Origin of the sequence: Parabacteroides sp. HGS0025, from assembly GCF_000969845.1 — a bacterium.
Classification (GTDB): domain Bacteria; phylum Bacteroidota; class Bacteroidia; order Bacteroidales; family Tannerellaceae; genus Parabacteroides; species Parabacteroides gordonii.
The window spans coordinates 857,320-874,324 of sequence record NZ_KQ033903.1 but is presented as its reverse complement, the minus strand read 5'-3'; the positions used below and the strand labels follow the sequence as shown (position 1 = coordinate 874,324).

Genomic DNA, 17,005 nt, shown 5'->3' with positions numbered 1-17,005 from the left:
ATACTGAAATGACTGAAAATGTGAAAGTTTGGGAAGAAGATATCCTTCTTCCTACCTACGGTATTGGCAAAGCCGAAAAGAATCCGATGTTCCTGGAGAAACGTGTCTACCAGGGAAGCAGCGGGGTGGTTTATCCTTATCCGGTAGTGGAAAAGATAGAAGATACCTGCGAAGATAAGAGTTACCATGCCGTATGGATGGAAAACGAATATATAAAGGTAATGATCCTGCCCGAGCTGGGCGGACGTGTACAGATGGCGTACGATAAGATCAAAAAACGCCATTTCATCTACTATAACCATGTTATCAAACCCGCTTTGGTCGGTCTGACCGGGCCGTGGATCTCCGGTGGTATCGAGTTTAACTGGCCGCAGCATCACCGTCCGAGCACGTTCCTTCCGATTGACTTTACAATCGAACGTTGTGCCGACGGCAGTGCCATTGTCTGGGTGAGCGAACGCGAACGTATGTTCCACCAGAAAGGAATGGCTGGTTTTACGTTGCGCCCGGGCCGGGCCGTGCTGGAGATACAGGGTAAACTGTACAATCCCACTCCGATACCTCAGACGTTCCTTTGGTGGGCGAATCCGGCGGTGGCTGTGAACGATGCCTATCAATCGGTCTTCCCCGCTGACGTAAATGCGGTGTTCGATCATGGCAAACGCGATGTGTCCCGTTATCCGATCGCAACAGGCACGTATTATAAGATGGATTATTCAGCGGGTGTGGATATCTCCCGTTACAAGAATATCCCGGTTCCTACCTCTTATATGGCGATCCGTTCCAACTACAACTTTGTGGGCGGTTATGAGAATGACACCCGTGCCGGTGTATTACACGTGGCAAACCATCATATCTCACCGGGTAAGAAGCAATGGACTTGGGGAAATGGTGACTTCGGCCAGGCCTGGGATCGTAACCTGACAGACTCGGACGGCCCGTATATCGAGCTCATGACCGGTGTCTATACCGACAATCAGCCCGACTTCACCTGGTTGCAGCCTTACGAAGAGAAAACCTTTACCCAATACTTTATGCCTTACCGGGAACTGGGTGTGGTGAAGAATGCTTCTTCCGAGCTTTTGATGAATATCGAACCCGATGGAAAGGGGTCTTTACTAAAAATATTTGCTACTTCCGTACAGAAGGACTTGCATATCGTAGTGGAGAAATCTGGCGAGATCTGCCTGGATATGACTGGCGACATCACCCCCGAAAACATCTTCGAAGCGTTTGTCCCTATCGACAGCCTCACAGATGTAAAAGTGTGTATCTCCAATGCCAAAGGAAAGCAGATGCTTGCCTGGGAGCCGGAGCCCGATGTGATCAAGGAAGTGCCCGAACCGGCCAAAGCGGCGCTCGATCCGGCAGATGTCCGTACCACGGAACAATTGTACCTGACAGGTCTGCACCTGGAACAATATCGCCATGCCACTTATTCGGCCACCGATTATTACGCGGAAGCTATCCGCCGTGACCCGACCGATGTCCGCAACAATAATGCGATGGGCTTGTGGCTGATCCGTAAAGGACAGTTCGCCAAGTCTGAACCTTATTTGCGCCAGGCAGTAAAGACCTTGACGGAACGGAATCCGAACCCTTACGACGGCGAACCGTTGTATAACCTCGGCCTTTCACTGAAATACCAGGGCAAGACGGAAGAAGCTTACGACTCTTTCTACAAGGCTTGCTGGAATGCAGCCTGGCAGGATGCCGGATATTATTCGCTGGCACAGTTATCTGCCGCCCGTGGTGATTGGGAAGAAGCACTCGGTGAAATCGACAAATCTTTGCTCCGCAACTGGCATAACTTGCGCGGACGTCATTTGAAAGCCGCTATCCTTCGCCACTTGGGAAGGAAAGAGGAAGCCCTGTCACTAATTGAGGAATCGCTTCGTATCGACCGTTTCAACTTCGGTTGCGGTTTTGAGAAGTTCTTGCTCACCGGAAGTGATGCCGACTGGCAAGCTTTGGTCTCCCTGATGCGTCCGGAAGCTCATAATTATGAAGAACTGGCACTCGACTATGCTTCGGCCGGTTGTTGGGAAGAAGCACTGGCTGTGGCTGACAAAGCGATCCGCCTGAATGTATCGGGTCAGACAATGCTGCATTATTACAAATCCTGGTTCCTGATCCGTCTGGATCGGAAGGAAGAGGCATTGGCCGCTATCCATGAGGCAGAACAGCAGATTCCGGATTGCTGTTTCCCCAATGTGCTGGAAGCTATCCTTGCTCTTGAGGCGGTGATCGATTTTACCGCTGAAACACCGAAGGCGCTCTATTATCTGGGTAATTTATGGTACGATAAACGCCAATACCCGGAAGCAATTGCAGCTTGGGAGACTTCCATGAAACAGGATGATACCTTCCCGACCGTATTGCGTAACCTGTCGCTGGCTTACTTTAACAAGCTGGACAGACAGGAGGAAGCCGTAACATTACTGGAGAAAGCTTTCGCCCTGGATACAACCGACGCCCGCATCCTGATGGAGCTCGATCAATTATATAAGCGGTTGAATCGTCCGCATGCCGAACGGTTGACGTTCCTGGACAAATATAAGGATATAGCCTTTGGCCGTGACGACCTGTATCTGGAATACCTGACCTTGTTGAATCAGCTCGGCCGTTATGAAGAAGCGATCCGCATGATCGATGCCCGTAAGTTCCATCCGTGGGAAGGGGGAGAAGGAAAGGTGCCGGCACAATACCAACTGGCACGTGTCGAACTGGTTAAGAAACTATTGGCTGAAGAAAAATATACGGAAGCATTATCCCTGATCGAAGAATGTTTCGTCTATCCGCATAACCTCGGAGAAGGAAAACTGTACGGTGCCCAGGAGAACGACTTCAATTATTATAAGGCCTGTGCACTGCAAGGTCTGGATAAGAAGGCAGAAGCCCAAGCTCTTTTCCTGGAAGCGAGTGTAGGAAACAGCCAGCCGGCCGCCGCCATGTATTACAATGACCAGAAGCCGGATAAGATATTCTACCAGGGATTGGCCTTGCGCAAACTGGGACGTGAGGAGGAAGCCTGCGGCCGTTTCAATAACCTGATCTCTTACGGAGAGAAACATTTGTATGATGTCTTTAAGATGGACTACTTTGCCGTTTCTTTGCCTGACTTGCAGATATGGGAAGATGATATGAATAAGAAGAACCGTATCCATTGCAACTATCTGATGGCACTCGGACATCTGGGATTGGGGAATAATGAAAAGGCTATGACCTATTTCAATGCCGCTGCCGGGATGGATAATAACCATCAGGGCGTGCAGATACACCGGGAAATGATTAAATAAGGGTTTGAATTATGAAAAGTAAGATGAAGCAATTTCTGTTTGTATGTATAAGCTTGTTGATGTTTTCTGCTTGTAAGGAAACATCACCGGTGATCTCTTTGGCCGGGGAGTGGCAGTTTGCGATGGATAGTACGGATGTCGGTCTATCGGAGAAATGGTTCGACCGTTCGTTTGCCGATAAGATCCGGCTACCGGGAACGACCGACGAAGCCGGGTACGGTATTCCTAACAGCTTGCCGCCTTCGGTAGAGAAACCGCAGATCCTTCATCTTACCCGTAAGAACAGTTATATAGGGCCGGCCTGGTATTCGCGGGAAGTAACGATCCCGGCAGACTGGAAAGGCAAATCCATCGAGTTGAAGCTGGAACGTGTTATCTGGCAGACCTCGGTCTGGGTGGACGGAAATCCTGTTCCGGGTAGCTGCGAAAGCCTGATCAGCCCGCATTATTTTGACCTGACAGGCTATCTGACACCCGGTAAACATCAGTTGACCGTTCGTGTAGACAACCGGAAACGATATGATATTACTGTCAATGATATGGCTCATGCCTATACCAACGAAACACAGATCATGTGGAACGGTATCATTGGCGAAATATCCCTAACAGCAAAAGAAGCCCTTTCCATCGAGGATTTGCAGGTTTATCCGGATGTTACCGGCCGGCAAATCCATGTGAAAGGAAAGATAAGCAACCGGGGAGAAGCTGCGAAAGGTATTTTACAGGCTGTAGTACAAAAACAGGAGAATAACCCTATTACAACCGTAACGCGTGATATGGAATTCCCATCGGGAGAAACACTGGTGGATATCACTTGTCCGATGGGTGACTCGATGCAGGTATGGAGTGAGTTTACTCCGACATTATATCAATTGGATCTGAAGGTGGAGGCCGGTTCGGTGAAGGCAAAAGGGAGTGCTAAGTTTGGTATGCGCGAATTCAGCCGAAACCAATCAGATCTGTTGTTAAACGGAAAGAAGGTCTTTCTGCGTGGAACGCTCGAATGTTGTATCTTCCCGCTTACCGGACGTCCGCCGATGGAGCCGGAAGGATGGAAGAAAGTGTTCCTGACTGCCCGCGAATGGGGGTTGAACCATCTGCGTTTCCATTCTTGGTGTCCGCCCGAAGCTGCTTTTCAGGTGGCTGACTCACTGGGATTTTATCTGCAGGTAGAGCTTCCGCTCTGGTCGGTAAATGTTGGGCGGGATAAGAATATGAATGAATTTCTGTATGCCGAAGCTGACCGTATCCTGGCTGAATATGGCAATCATCCCTCTTTCAGTTTCTTCTGTCTGGGGAATGAGTTGCAGCCTGACTTTAATTTCCTGTCTCAGTTGTTGGGTTATGTAAAAGCAAAAGACTCACGTCATTTATATACAACCACCGCTTTCACTTTTGAGAGTGGGCATGGTGACTGGCCTGAGCCGGGCGACGATTTCTTTATCACCCAACGAACGAAGAAAGGGTGGGTGCGCGGTCAGGGTGTATTCGACAGTGAGTCTCCTTCGTTCGACAAAGATTATGTGGCTTCCGTAGAAGGAATGACCGTTCCACTGGTAACGCATGAGATCGGCCAGTATTCAGTGTACCCGAATCTGAAGGAGATCGATAAATACACCGGTGTACTCGATCCGCTGAACTTTAAAGGAGTGAAGCAAGAACTGGAAAAGAAAGGCCTGCTGGATAAAGCTGACGATTATTTGAAAGCGTCCGGTTACCTGGCAACTATTCTATATAAAGAAGAAGTTGAACGTGCGATGAAAACGGCCGGATGCAGTGGTTTCCAGTTGCTCGACCTGCATGATTTCCCCGGACAGGGAACGGCTTTGGTCGGTTTGTTGGATGCTTTCTGGGATAGTAAGGGGGTAACGGATGCGGCTACGTTCCGTCAGGCCAGCTCTCCGGTAGTTCCTCTGGTGCGTTTCCCGAAAGCAGTATATACCAATAACGAGTCTTTTACGGCTGCGGTTGAGGTTGCCAACTTTACAGACCGGGAATTAAAAGATCAGACCCTTTCCTGGTCATTGAAGGATGAAAAGGGAAAAGAAGTGAATAAAGGGACGATTGCTTGTCCGTCACTCTCCATCGGTTTGAACAAATTGTCCGGAACGATCGTCAGCCCGTTGGATCAGCCTGAAGCAACACGGTTAACCTTATCGCTTGCTTTGGAAAATACTCCTTACAAAAATGAATGGAGCGTATGGGTATATCCGGCCCAACTGAGTCCGGATAAAGGGGGAATCGTTGTTACCTGTGACCTGGATGAAGCCCGGAAAGCATTGGCCGGTGGAAAGAAAGTATTGTATAATCCGGATTATAAGAAGACCGCAGGTCTGGAAGGAAAATTCGTTCCGGTATTCTGGAGCCCCGTACATTTCCCGAAACAAGCCGGTTCGATGGGCATCTTATGTGATGCCAACCATCCGGCATTCGGCCGGTTCCCGACAGGAAACTATACCGACTGGCAATGGTGGTCGCTTCTGAAACAGTCTAAAACAGTCGTACTGGATAGTCTTTCTTCCGTAACCCCGCTAGTAGAGGTTGTCGACAACTTCGCTAACAACCGCCGACTGAGCAATCTCTTTGAGGCAAAAGTGGGAGAGGGTAAACTGATCTTCTGCTCTATGGATCTGCTGTCCGATTGGGCACAACGTCCTGAAGCACGGCAATTATACTTCAGCCTGCTGGAGTACATGAAAAGTGACGCTTTCCATCCGTCATCTGCGATGGAATCGGATGTTTTATCTCAATTACGTCTGGGTGGAGCACTTTCGGGTGTGAGCAAACCGGAAGATATTTATTAATATTAAGAATGAAGTTATATGAAAAAGCTCTTAGTTGTGTTATTTGTTTTTGTGACAGGAATTACCTGGGCGCAGAAGTCGCCTGTCACAGTCGGCAATGATGGGAAATCCTGGACGTTGACGACAAATTCGTTTATTTATCAGATCCGTGTTTCCAACCAGGGGGTGGTGAATATGTTTTATTTTGGTGATAAGAACCAGAATCCGGATATGCTCAATAACCCGTTAGGTGAAGAAGTAACTGTACGTGGTGGCTATTCTGCTACAACCCCTATGCTGGAAGCGATCTTTAAAGACCGTGTGCGGGATATCGAATTGACTTATGCAGGTTCTGAAATACAGACGCAAGATGGATATACAGTGTTGGCTATCCATCAGAAAGATAACTTTTACCCATTGTCTGTAACGGAATATATCCGTGTTTTGCCGGAATACGACCTGTTAGAGAAATGGGTGGAGATCAGAAATACGGGGAAGAAGGGTGATATTGAAATAGAGAATGCCCAATCGGGAACTTTCTTCCTTCCGAAAAATGCTTACGAACTGACGCATCTGTCCGGTAGATGGGGATATGAGTATCAGCAGAATGTAACAAAATTAACACAGGGACTGAAAACGCTTCAAACAAAAGACCTGCGTTCGTATGGTTCTTCTTTCTTTGCGATACGCCCCGAGGGGGAACAGGAAGAGACCTGTGGCGAAGTATGGTTCGGTACGTTGCAATACAGCGGTAACTGGCGTGTTGACCTTGAAAAATTCGCACCGGGTGAACTTCAGGCTACCTGCGGTATCAACTTCTGGGATCAGACGTTGATGCTCAAACCCGGTAAGAGTTTTACTACTCCTAAAATGATCATCGGCTATTCTGATCGTGGAATGGAAGGCGCTTCTCAGAACCTAGCTTCCTATACTCGTGAAAAAGTTCTTTATCCGTCGCATCGTGACCAGGTTCGTCCGGTTTTATATAACAGTTGGTATGCCACTACTTTCGATGTAAACGAAGAACATCAGTTGGCACTGGCTAAGATTGCAAAAGATCTGGGTGTGGAGATCTTTGTGATTGACGATGGATGGTTTAAAGGCCGTGTCAACGATAAAGGCGGTCTGGGTGACTGGACAGTAGATAAGAACAAGTTCCCCAACGGTTTGCAGCCCATGATCCAGAAGATCAATGATATGGGACTCGATTTCGGTATCTGGATAGAGCCGGAAATGGTTAATCCCAACAGCGACCTGTATCGTCAGCATCCGGACTGGGTGTTCCATTATCCGAACCGTACCCGTCATGAAACGCGTAACCAGTTGATGCTGAACCTTGCCCGTGAAGATGTCTATCAGTATTTATATACCTGTTTCTCTACATTATTGCGTGAAAACAATATCAAGTTTATCAAATGGGATATGAACAGGGGCGTTACTGAGCCCGGTTTCCTTGCTGCTCCGACTGATGAACAACGTGCTGTCCGTATTAAGTATGTCGAGAACCTGTACCGTCTGCTTGAAACATTACGGTCGGAATTTCCGGAAGTATGGTTTGAGAATTGCGCCGGTGGAGGTGGTAGAGTGGATCTGGGTATGATGGCCCGTACTGATTTCTGTTGGGCAAGTGATAATACCGATCCGGTGGAAAGGACATTTATACAACATTCCTTCCTGAATGTTTTTCCCGCTAACTCAATGATCAGTTGGGTGACACAGGAAGATTGGCACGGCCAGAACCATCCGCTCGAATTTAAGTTCGATGTCTCCATGTGCGGTGTACTGGGTGTTGGCTATGACATAACGAAATGGACAGATAAGGAGAAAGAGGTGGCACGTGAGAAGATCGCCCGGTATAAAGAGATCCGTGAAACTGTTCACAAAGGGGATCATTACCGCCTGGTTTCACCTTATGAGAATAACCGGAGCGTACTTCAGTTTGTAAATAAGCCGAAGTCCGAATCCATCGTGTTCGTATATAATCTGGCAGAATATCCCAATAACGCGATACTGGAAACGAAACGTCCTAAAAACGTTAAGTTACGTGGACTGCAACCGGATGCTTCCTATCAGATCGAAGGAATGGAAGGTCTTTGTAAAGGTAGCCAGCTGATGAATATAGGTGTGGAATTTCCTTTGCATGGTGCATTCAAGAGCCGGATATTTAAAATAGTAAAACAATAAAGCATAGTCTCGTTGATGAAATTACTATCTGCATCAACCTTCAGCGGAGGAAGCCAGTCTTCTTCCGCTGAATTGGTTACATTAAGGAACCGTAACGGGCTTGTTGCCCAGTTTACCAACTATGGTGCCCGCTGGGTCAGTATGTGGACACCCGACCGTAACGGGAACCTGTCTGATATTATCCTCGGTTTCGATACGATCGATGGTTATCTGACAGCGGGTGAAAGGTATCACGGTGCTATCGTTGGCCGTGTTTGCGGACGGATCAGTAATGCCCGTTTCAAAATAAGAGAACAGGAGTATCTGCTTGCTTCCAACGATGCATACGGTACACCTGTTCGTAACCATTTACACGGTGGAATCGATGCTTTTCACAACCGTTACTGGAAATCCCGTACATATATTACTCCCTCTGGAGAGGAAGCTGTCGAGTTCACAAATAGTTCACAAAGCGGTGAAGAGGGCTATCCCGGCAACCTGCAAGTAAAAGTTACGTACCTACTGAAGGAAGATAATACTCTCCGGATGGAATGTGAAGCAACGACCGATCGTCCGACCCCCGTTAACCTGACGAATCATGCTTTCTTCAACCTGCAATCCTCTTCTCAAATGTCCGGAAAAAAGAATGTCTTATCCCATCTGCTTACCCTTAATGCTTCTGCTATCATTGCCTGCGACAGCGAGCTGATCCCAACAGGCCGGCTGCTTCCGGTTGATAATACGTTGCTGGATTTCCGTGCGCCCCGTACCATAGCCTCGTCGTTAACGCAGGAACATTCGCAAATACAAAAGGGTAAAGGTTTCTCTCTGGCCTATGCTTTAGACGGAGCGGAGGACGGCGGATTAAACTTTGCTGCCCGTCTGTCGGATGAAATCAGCGGAAGAAAGATGGAGATTTATACCAATCAACCCTCTGTCCAGGTATATAACGGTTATTTTATGGACGGAACAGATATTGGAAAGGATCAAACTCCCTACTATGCCAGTGCCGGTATCGCCATCGAACCCCAGGGTTATCCGGATGCTCCCAACCAACCCTCTTTCCCTTCCATCCTGATCGATGAAACGGAAAAGTACCAGCATATCACAGAGTATCGTTTTCCTTCGGATTGAGATTTACCCTTACTTTGTGCCATTGTCCGGGCAAATTTACCCCTACTTTGTTCCATTTCGGCGCATAATTTACCCTTACTTTGTGCTTTCAATGGATATAATTGTTATCTTTGTCATTGTATAACAGTATGATACATGGCATTTCGAAGAAACATAGAAGATAAGCTAAAGGCATGGAGCCAGTCTCCTTTCCGGAAACCGTTGGTTTTACGGGGAGCCCGGCAGGTAGGGAAGACTACGGCTGTAAAGCAGTTTGCTGTCAATTACGAACAGTTTGTTTACCTGAATCTGGAGACAGATGATGCAAAATCGTTTGAGGGCGAACGTGATATACACAAAATAGTTGACCGGATCTTCTTCTTGAAAGATGCAGAAAAGGGGAAGGCTGATACATTAATCTTTATAGATGAAATTCAGGAAGTTCCGTCTGCTTTGAATATGCTTCGTTATTTTTATGAAGAATATCCGGAATATCATGTAATTGCTGCCGGCTCTTTGTTGGAATCGCTTTTTGACCGGGATGTCAGTTTTCCGGTGGGGCGTGTGGATTATCTTTATATGTATCCGTTTTCGTTTGATGAATTCCTGGAGGCACTGGATGAAAAGAATGTGCTGAGTGCTTATCGTCAAGTCCCGGTTCCTGATTATGCTGTTGATAAATTGATGCAGTTATTTCATACCTATACTTTGGTCGGGGGGATGCCTGAAGCGGTGTATCGTTATGTTGTCACAAAGGATCTGGCGCAGGTCAAACCGGTTTATGATACGCTTCTTTTATCTTATTTGGATGACGTGGAGAAATATGCGACGACGACCAACCAGGTACAAGTAATGCGCCACTGTATCCGTTCCTGTTTTGCAGAAGCCGGTGAGCGTATCAAGTTTGCCGGGTTTGGGGAGTCTGCCTATTCTTCAAAAGAGGTGGGCGAAGCGATGCGTACTTTGCGTAAGGCATTAATTTTGCATCTTACTTATCCGACAACGCAGACGATGCTTCCTTTTATTCCGGATATTAAACGTTCGCCGCGTTTACAAGTATTAGATACGGGGATGCTTAACTATTTCTCCAATATACAGAAGGAAGTGTTTACATCTAAGGATCTGAATAATCTTTACAAAGGACGGATTGCCGAGCATATCGTAGGGCAGGAACTGATCGCCCACTCTGATAATTATCTGCAACCCCTTCAGTTTTGGGTAAGAGAACAGAAAACTTCCAATGCAGAGGTAGATTTCTTATACCCTTCTACCTATGGTCATATACCTGTGGAAGTGAAAGCGGGTGCTACCGGTCACTTGAAATCGTTATTGATGTACATGGAATTGTCAGGAGCTCCGTTGGCTGTTCGTTTGTATGCCGGAGGGTATCATCAGGAGGAAATTAAGATTTCTGAAGGAAAGAGTTTTACTCTGATAAATATGCCGTATTGTTTGTCCGGAATGCTTTCTGCTTATATTGAGCTGCATATGCAAAAAGGGTGAAGAAGCCCCAGGCGGTACACCCTTCAGAAAACAGGTATTAATACTGCAAGAATGATTTTTGCTGTCAGTGTTCATTTAGGCAATGTAGTATTTGATATTCAATCAAAAGAACTATGAATCCATTCCTGATTCTGCTTTCATTTGGCCTTCATCGTGTAAGTTTTAGAGATATGAATGGTTCACTATTTGGCAGAAGTGAGTCTTTGATAATAGCGACCGGTTGTATCTGGCTCCCCTCTTGAGAGGGGGAAGGGGGTGTGTCATAGTCCCGCCTATAAACGAGCTTTAATTAATAACACATAAATATATTTAAGCCATCCCTATGTTTTTGCCGGTTTTATTTACTGGCATTTACACACCCCCTACCCCCTCTCAAGAGGGGAGCTGGTTACCATCAGTCACAAATCAGATAGCTCAGTTTTTTCTAGTTTTGAGCCTCGCTTTTTCCTAACAATGAGATGTTGTCTTTTACAGCCACTATTGTTTACTCCTGCCCTTTTTAAAGCTAATGTATGGACTAAGTAATCCAAAGCTTACTACTTCGTATTGCCAGGGTGTACAGGGTGGCTCATCAAAGTGTACAGGATAACCGATTAAGGTGTACACCTTAATCGGTTATCCTGTACACTCTGGTTTTAGTGAGTAGGGAGTCTTGAATTAGTGGGTCGGCACTTTACATTTAGTTGGATAGGACGTTGCGATTAGTTGTTCGGGTACAGGATAATTGTGTTATGGTCGGATTGATTGAATTTATTAGCCTATATCGATTGGATATTGATTTTAAGTGATATATTTGCCGGTTGTTTATTATTGGTTAATCAGTAAGAATTGAAAAATGGAGAAGCAGTCTTTTATTGCTATAGCAAAGCGTTATTACTCCTGGATCAGCTGTATGGAAAAAGCCGCTTTTAGGATACATGAGGATGTGAATCAGAAATATGATTATGTATTACCTTATGGCTTTCATCTGAAGATGACGGCTTCGTACGTCTCCCGCTATGGGTATCTGATGGCGGAGTGTGAGGCGGATGTCCTGATCCTGTATGCGGCCGCTTATCTCCACGATACGATAGAGGATGCACGAATGACTTATAATGATGTCGTAAAGTTTATCCGGGATTTTCGTGAAGGAAACATTGCTTTGCCGGAAGACCTGTTGCACCGGATAGAGGAACAGGTACCTGATATTGTCTATGCACTGACGAATGAGAAGGGACGAAACCGGAAGGAACGTGCGGACGAACGCTATTATAAAGGAATCCGTGAGACTAGATTCGCTTCGTTTATCAAGATGTGCGACCGGTTAGCCAATATACAATACACGACAATGTTCGTCTTTGTCAACCATATGCTCGATGTGTATCGCAGGGAATTCCCCGACTTTATCCGGTCGATCGATGATGGTGCCGTGATGATGGTTCCGGATGTAATGAAGAAAGAGGCGGAGCGTTTACTGGCGGTTGAAACATATGTGATATAAAAAGAGTGGTTCACGGGAATAAGCCGTTAACCGGAATCAGGACAAGACAATGAACCCCAAAATGAAAGCAGATGAAGGCACTATATAGAGATGCCTTCATCTGCTATGAATTGATAATTAAAGGGAGATCCGTTGAATGAATCCAATGAATGCACTTCCCTTATAAACCTAATTTAGTTTTGATTGCTTTTGGGATAGCATCCTTGTGTACCATTACATAAATAGTCTTGGCACGGACGAAACTTTCCGACATGTTCAGGTAACCACCGAACTTGTTGCGGTCTGTACCCCAGGAGTTCTTGGTGATATAATACTTTGTGCCGTTCTGATCTTTAGCGATACCGGTCAGGTGCATCAGGTGGTCGTCGGTAGTGACGAATGCTTCGAAACCATCCTGACGGACTTCGGGAGTTACTTGGATCTCCGGATAAGGCTGTTCGAATTTATACACTTCTTCCAGACGTTCTTTTTCGTCCATCTTTTCAAAACGGGCACGGTCGGTGTTCGAGAAGTCTTCTACCTTCTTTACTTCCGGGTTGATCGCTACGCCATTCTTGAAAGAGAAACCTTTCTCGCTTACATCACCATCCCAGCATACGGTGAAACCATTGTTTAAGGCATAATCTACCGTTTCCATCATTTCATCGAGCGGTAGGTTATACATCAGCGAATGTTCCCAGTTGTCGGGTACTTCCATGTCGAACTTTACATAATATGGATGATGGGTGAAGCTGGTCAGCTCGATGTAGTCGTCCATATTCAGTCCCAGGGAAGCGGCAAACGACTTCGGGGTATATTCTTTCCCTTTGTAGGTGAACTTAGCCGGAAGTTTGCCCAGATAAGTATCGAACAGGTTTTCGATCAGCTTGTCATATTCGGGGCTGCGTTTCTTATTCTTTACGGCAACGTCGGCGATTGCTTTCATGTATTGAACCAGTTCGCTGTGGTTATGGCGTTCGGAATCGTAGTTGATACCTTTGTACACCTCTTCCGGCACGATACCGACCTGGCGGTAAGCGTTCATGAAGGTATGCGAGAGGCTTCCCTGTCCGATATTGCCTTCCCCGCGGCGCAGGTAGTTATCTTGTAGCTGGTTCATGTATTTCTGGCGTACGATAAACATTTCGGAAAGGTCGTATTCTCCTTTTCCCATGCGCAACAATTCCGACTCCATAAATGAAGTTGTGGCGAAGCACCAGCAAGTACCGGTTGCCGCCTGGTTCTTTACAGGAGTGGCCGGAACCGTTACCACTTCGGTAAACTGATAACCTTGTGCAAATGCGCTTAAAGCGGAAAGCAGCAAGGCGCAGGAAATAAATAATGCTTTCATAAGATATGATTTAATTGTTTGTGTTTATAATTTAGAAACCTCTTGCGAACATCTTCCAGAATTCGTCTGCCATGTCTTCCCAGCGTTGCATGGTGGCTCCGGCAAAGTCGGAGGTGTAGCCGGTGAGATATGCTTTGGCGGCATCATCCCCTTTTGTTTGCTGTATCTGTTTGTACTGGCTTTCTACGAAAGGCAATTCCCGCTGTCCTTTGTCTTCAAAATGCATGATTGCATTTTGCATAGTTTCTTTGGTCAGTCCCCAGCGTACGGTCGCCAGCTTGTTGGCTTCACGGAACGACCAGATCGCTGCATCATCGCGGTGACGGTGCTGTCCGCAGATCGCAAAAGAGGGGGGAAGTGCGGTGGAACCGGCAAAAATGGGGAAACGCGGGCTTTGTCCCGGGTTGTCGAACGACATCCAGGCAATACCGCCGATAGCATCGGGCAGCCAGCTGCGTAACTGGATCACGTGGGAATAGGAACATTGCGGCACAGCGACCAGGCGGTTGCGGGTTACTGTCCCTTCTTTCACGCCGTTCAGCATATTGATCATATCGGTTGTCATCCACGGATTAGCCGACGCACTGGTAATCGAGTCTTTTTCCTGGCTGTCTTTCTTCTTGGCCAGCACTTTCAGGTTCTTCGTCACGTCCCATTCGGTGCCTTCGTATGTTTCGCGTAAAAGTGCCATTACATCGGTTACGGAAACGGCCTTGTCAGGCTTTACGCTTAACGGCAGCTCTTCCGAGTCGTAAGACAGATGCAGGGAAGGAGCCAGTTTGTTTAATATAAAGAACTCGCGGAGGCTGTACGATTTGAGTTCGCCGAAATAGTTTCCGCCGCTATATGCTTTCCAGAAGCGAAACGGTTCTTTTCCGTTCCAGAAGCCCATCTTTTTGGCTACATCGAACACGTTGTCTGAAGCCATATAGTTATCCTTATCCTTTAAATCTAAGGTAGAAATGCGGGAAACGTTTGCCGATACGCTGACGTGGTCGTCCGGAATACGGACGGCAGCCCATACACCGCCGATCTTATCCGGCCCTTCTCCAAAGATCTCGAAGATCCAGACTTCGTTCGGGTCGGCAATCGTCAGGCATTCGCCGGAGTCGCTGTAGCCATATTCCTTCACCAGCTTACCCATCAGGCGGATAGCGTCGCGGGCTGTCGAGCAACGTTGCAATGCGATCTTTTGAAGCTCTTCGATCATAAACATTCCCTTTTCGTTAACCATTTCCTTGCGGCCGGAGATGGTCGTCTCGCCGATGCCCAATTGCTTTTCGTTGAGACAGGGGTAAGAGGTGTTCAGGAACTGATACGTGGAACGGGCCTGCGGGATGGTTCCTTTCAGCCTGACGTTCGTTTCATCACCCGGATATTCCGTGTGCATCCGGCCTGTGTAGATGGCAACGGTGGTGTCGCGGTCGTAAGTGGCGGCGGCAACGATATCCATCCAGGTTCGGTAGTTGGAGTCACAGGTGTGACTGGTCATTACGGAGCCGTCTGCCGAGGCTTTTTTACCGACCATAATACTAGTGCAACTCTCCGGGCTGTTCACCGGCTGGGAGTATTCTATCTCCTGCGCAGATGAGATCAGGCAGTGGCAGATAAGTGTAAGAGTTAAGATAAACAGTTTGTTCATGTGTTCGTCATTTGATTTATCCGTTAAAGATACAAACTGTATCGGAATAATTACATATATTTGCCCAAATCTGTAATGTGTACGATAACACAACAATAATAATTACCATGAGAAAACTATTTTCAGTCGTTTTATTGCTGGCATTCCTTACGTTGCCGGCTTTGGCACAGTTGGCGATGTTTCCTACCCCAGCCAGAGTGGTGGGGCAAAAGGGCTCGTTTACGGTAGGAATAAATCCGAAGATCAGCGGGAATGGCGGGTATGCCGATGTCCTCGCAAAGAAACTACAATCAGAATTGAAGGCCACAGGAAAACAATCTTCCGCTACCGGAGGAGAGATCCGTCTGGTGCTGGACGAGAAGTTGAGGATGGCTGACGAAGCCTATTCCCTGAATATCTTACCGGAAACGGTTTTACTGGAAGCTTCTTCCGAGTCGGGTCTGTTCCATGCCAAAGAAGCCCTGTTGCAGTTGGTACGTTTTGGCGACGGTACCTTGAAAGCCTGCCGGATCGAAGACCAGCCCCGTTACGAATGGAGAGGGTTCATGCTGGACGAAAGCCGTCACTTCTTCGGGAAAGAAAAGGTAAAACAATATCTCGATATTATGGCATCTCTCCGTATGAATGTCTTCCACTGGCATTTGACCGACGAACCGGGCTGGCGTATTGAGATCAAGAAATATCCGAAGCTGACGTCCGTCGGCGCTATCGGTAACTGGCACGATCCGGAAGCACCGGCACAGTTCTATACACAGGAAGATATCAAAGAGATCGTTGCCTATGCAGCCGACCGCCATATCATGGTCGTTCCGGAGTTCGATATGCCGGGGCATGCAACGGCTGTCTGCCGTTCTTATCCGGAGCTGTCGGGCGGGGGAGAAGGTAAATGGGACGGTTTCACTTTCCATCCCTGTAAAGAGACGACTTACCAGTTTATCAGTGATGTACTGGACGAAATCGTGGCCTTATTCCCGTCTCCCTATATCCATATCGGAGGGGATGAAGTGCATTACGGCAATCAAAGCTGGTTCACCGACCCGGAGATTCAGCAGTTCATTAAGGATAAGAAATTACAGAACGAGACAGGGCTGGAACATTACTTCGTAAGACGTGCAGCCGATATCGTAGCCTCTAAAGGGAAAACAATGATCGGCTGGGATGAAATCATCGATGCAGGCGTTTCTCCTGATAAAGCCGTTATCATGTGGTGGCGCCACGACCGTAAGCATCAGTTGGTAAAGGCGTTGGAGAATGGTTTCCGTGTGATTATGACCCCGCGTCGTCCGTTGTATGCCGACTTTGTACAATACAGTACCCATAAGGTAGGACGCCTGTGGAACGGTTACGACCCTATCGAGGATATTTATCGTTTCCCCGATCCGATCATTCACCTGACGAAAGATTATGAAGACCAAGTGATGGGTATGCAATTCTCTTTGTGGACAGAACGTGTAGCAGATGCGAAGCGGTTGGATTATATGACATTCCCTCGTCTGGCGGCTGTCGCCGAGTCGGCCTGGACACCTGCAAAAGCGAAAGAAAGCAGTCTCTTTATGAAGAAGTTGCCTTACTTCCTGCAATACCTTGATACATTCGGTATCTATTATTTTAATCCGTTCAATCCCGATTCTACTCCCGAGCCGGATGCGCCCGAGAAAGAAGATGTACTGCAGAACGGTTAAATGCAAATAA

9 protein-coding genes are annotated in these 17,005 nt (G+C 47.2%); 7 read left to right on the top strand and 2 right to left on the bottom strand.

What is annotated here, in order from left to right:
* Nucleotides 1-8: 8 nt before the first annotated feature.
* The 6 genes from HMPREF1212_RS20540 to HMPREF1212_RS20515 all read left to right on the top strand — a co-directional run bounded on the left by HMPREF1212_RS20540 (nucleotide 9) and on the right by HMPREF1212_RS20515 (nucleotide 12,341).
* Complete coding sequence (locus tag HMPREF1212_RS20540; protein ID WP_046150896.1) at nucleotides 9-3,299, top strand: tetratricopeptide repeat protein; 3,291 nt, start codon at nucleotides 9-11, stop codon at nucleotides 3,297-3,299.
* An 11-nt stretch (nucleotides 3,300-3,310) separates the two neighbouring features.
* Nucleotides 3,311-6,103 carry a glycoside hydrolase family 2 protein gene (locus HMPREF1212_RS20535; RefSeq protein ID WP_232430171.1) on the top strand — a complete coding sequence of 931 codons (2,793 nt, stop codon included), beginning with the start codon at nucleotides 3,311-3,313 and terminating at the stop codon, nucleotides 6,101-6,103.
* 18 nt (nucleotides 6,104-6,121) lie between these two features.
* Nucleotides 6,122-8,266 (top strand): alpha-galactosidase, encoded by a 2,145-nt coding sequence (locus HMPREF1212_RS20530; protein WP_046150895.1) that lies wholly within the window; start codon nucleotides 6,122-6,124, stop codon nucleotides 8,264-8,266.
* Nucleotides 8,267-8,281: 15 nt separating this feature from the next.
* Nucleotides 8,282-9,379: an aldose epimerase family protein gene (locus HMPREF1212_RS20525; protein WP_232430201.1), complete on the top strand. Its 1,098-nt coding sequence runs from the start codon at nucleotides 8,282-8,284 to the stop codon at nucleotides 9,377-9,379.
* Between the two features lie 135 nt (nucleotides 9,380-9,514).
* Nucleotides 9,515-10,861 carry an ATP-binding protein gene (locus tag HMPREF1212_RS20520; RefSeq protein ID WP_046150893.1) on the top strand — a complete coding sequence of 449 codons (1,347 nt, stop codon included), beginning with the start codon at nucleotides 9,515-9,517 and terminating at the stop codon, nucleotides 10,859-10,861.
* An 835-nt stretch (nucleotides 10,862-11,696) separates the two neighbouring features.
* The gene (locus HMPREF1212_RS20515; RefSeq protein WP_046150892.1) at nucleotides 11,697-12,341 is read left to right on the top strand and encodes an HD domain-containing protein; all 645 of its coding nucleotides are present in this window, start codon (nucleotides 11,697-11,699) and stop codon (nucleotides 12,339-12,341) included.
* Between the two features lie 160 nt (nucleotides 12,342-12,501).
* Here HMPREF1212_RS20515 and HMPREF1212_RS20510 read toward each other — a convergent pair whose 3' ends face one another.
* Entirely contained in the window at nucleotides 12,502-13,671 is a 1,170-nt protein-coding gene (locus HMPREF1212_RS20510) for a C1 family peptidase (protein ID WP_046150891.1), read from the bottom strand.
* Nucleotides 13,672-13,702: 31 nt separating this feature from the next.
* A complete protein-coding gene (locus tag HMPREF1212_RS20505; RefSeq protein WP_046150890.1) occupies nucleotides 13,703-15,313 on the bottom strand; it encodes a dipeptidase in 1,611 nt (536 codons plus the stop codon).
* 107 nt (nucleotides 15,314-15,420) lie between these two features.
* Between HMPREF1212_RS20505 and HMPREF1212_RS20500 the strand changes: the two genes are divergently transcribed.
* Entirely contained in the window at nucleotides 15,421-16,995 is a 1,575-nt protein-coding gene (locus HMPREF1212_RS20500; RefSeq protein WP_046150889.1) for a beta-N-acetylhexosaminidase, read from the top strand.
* Nucleotides 16,996-17,005 lie beyond the last annotated feature (10 nt).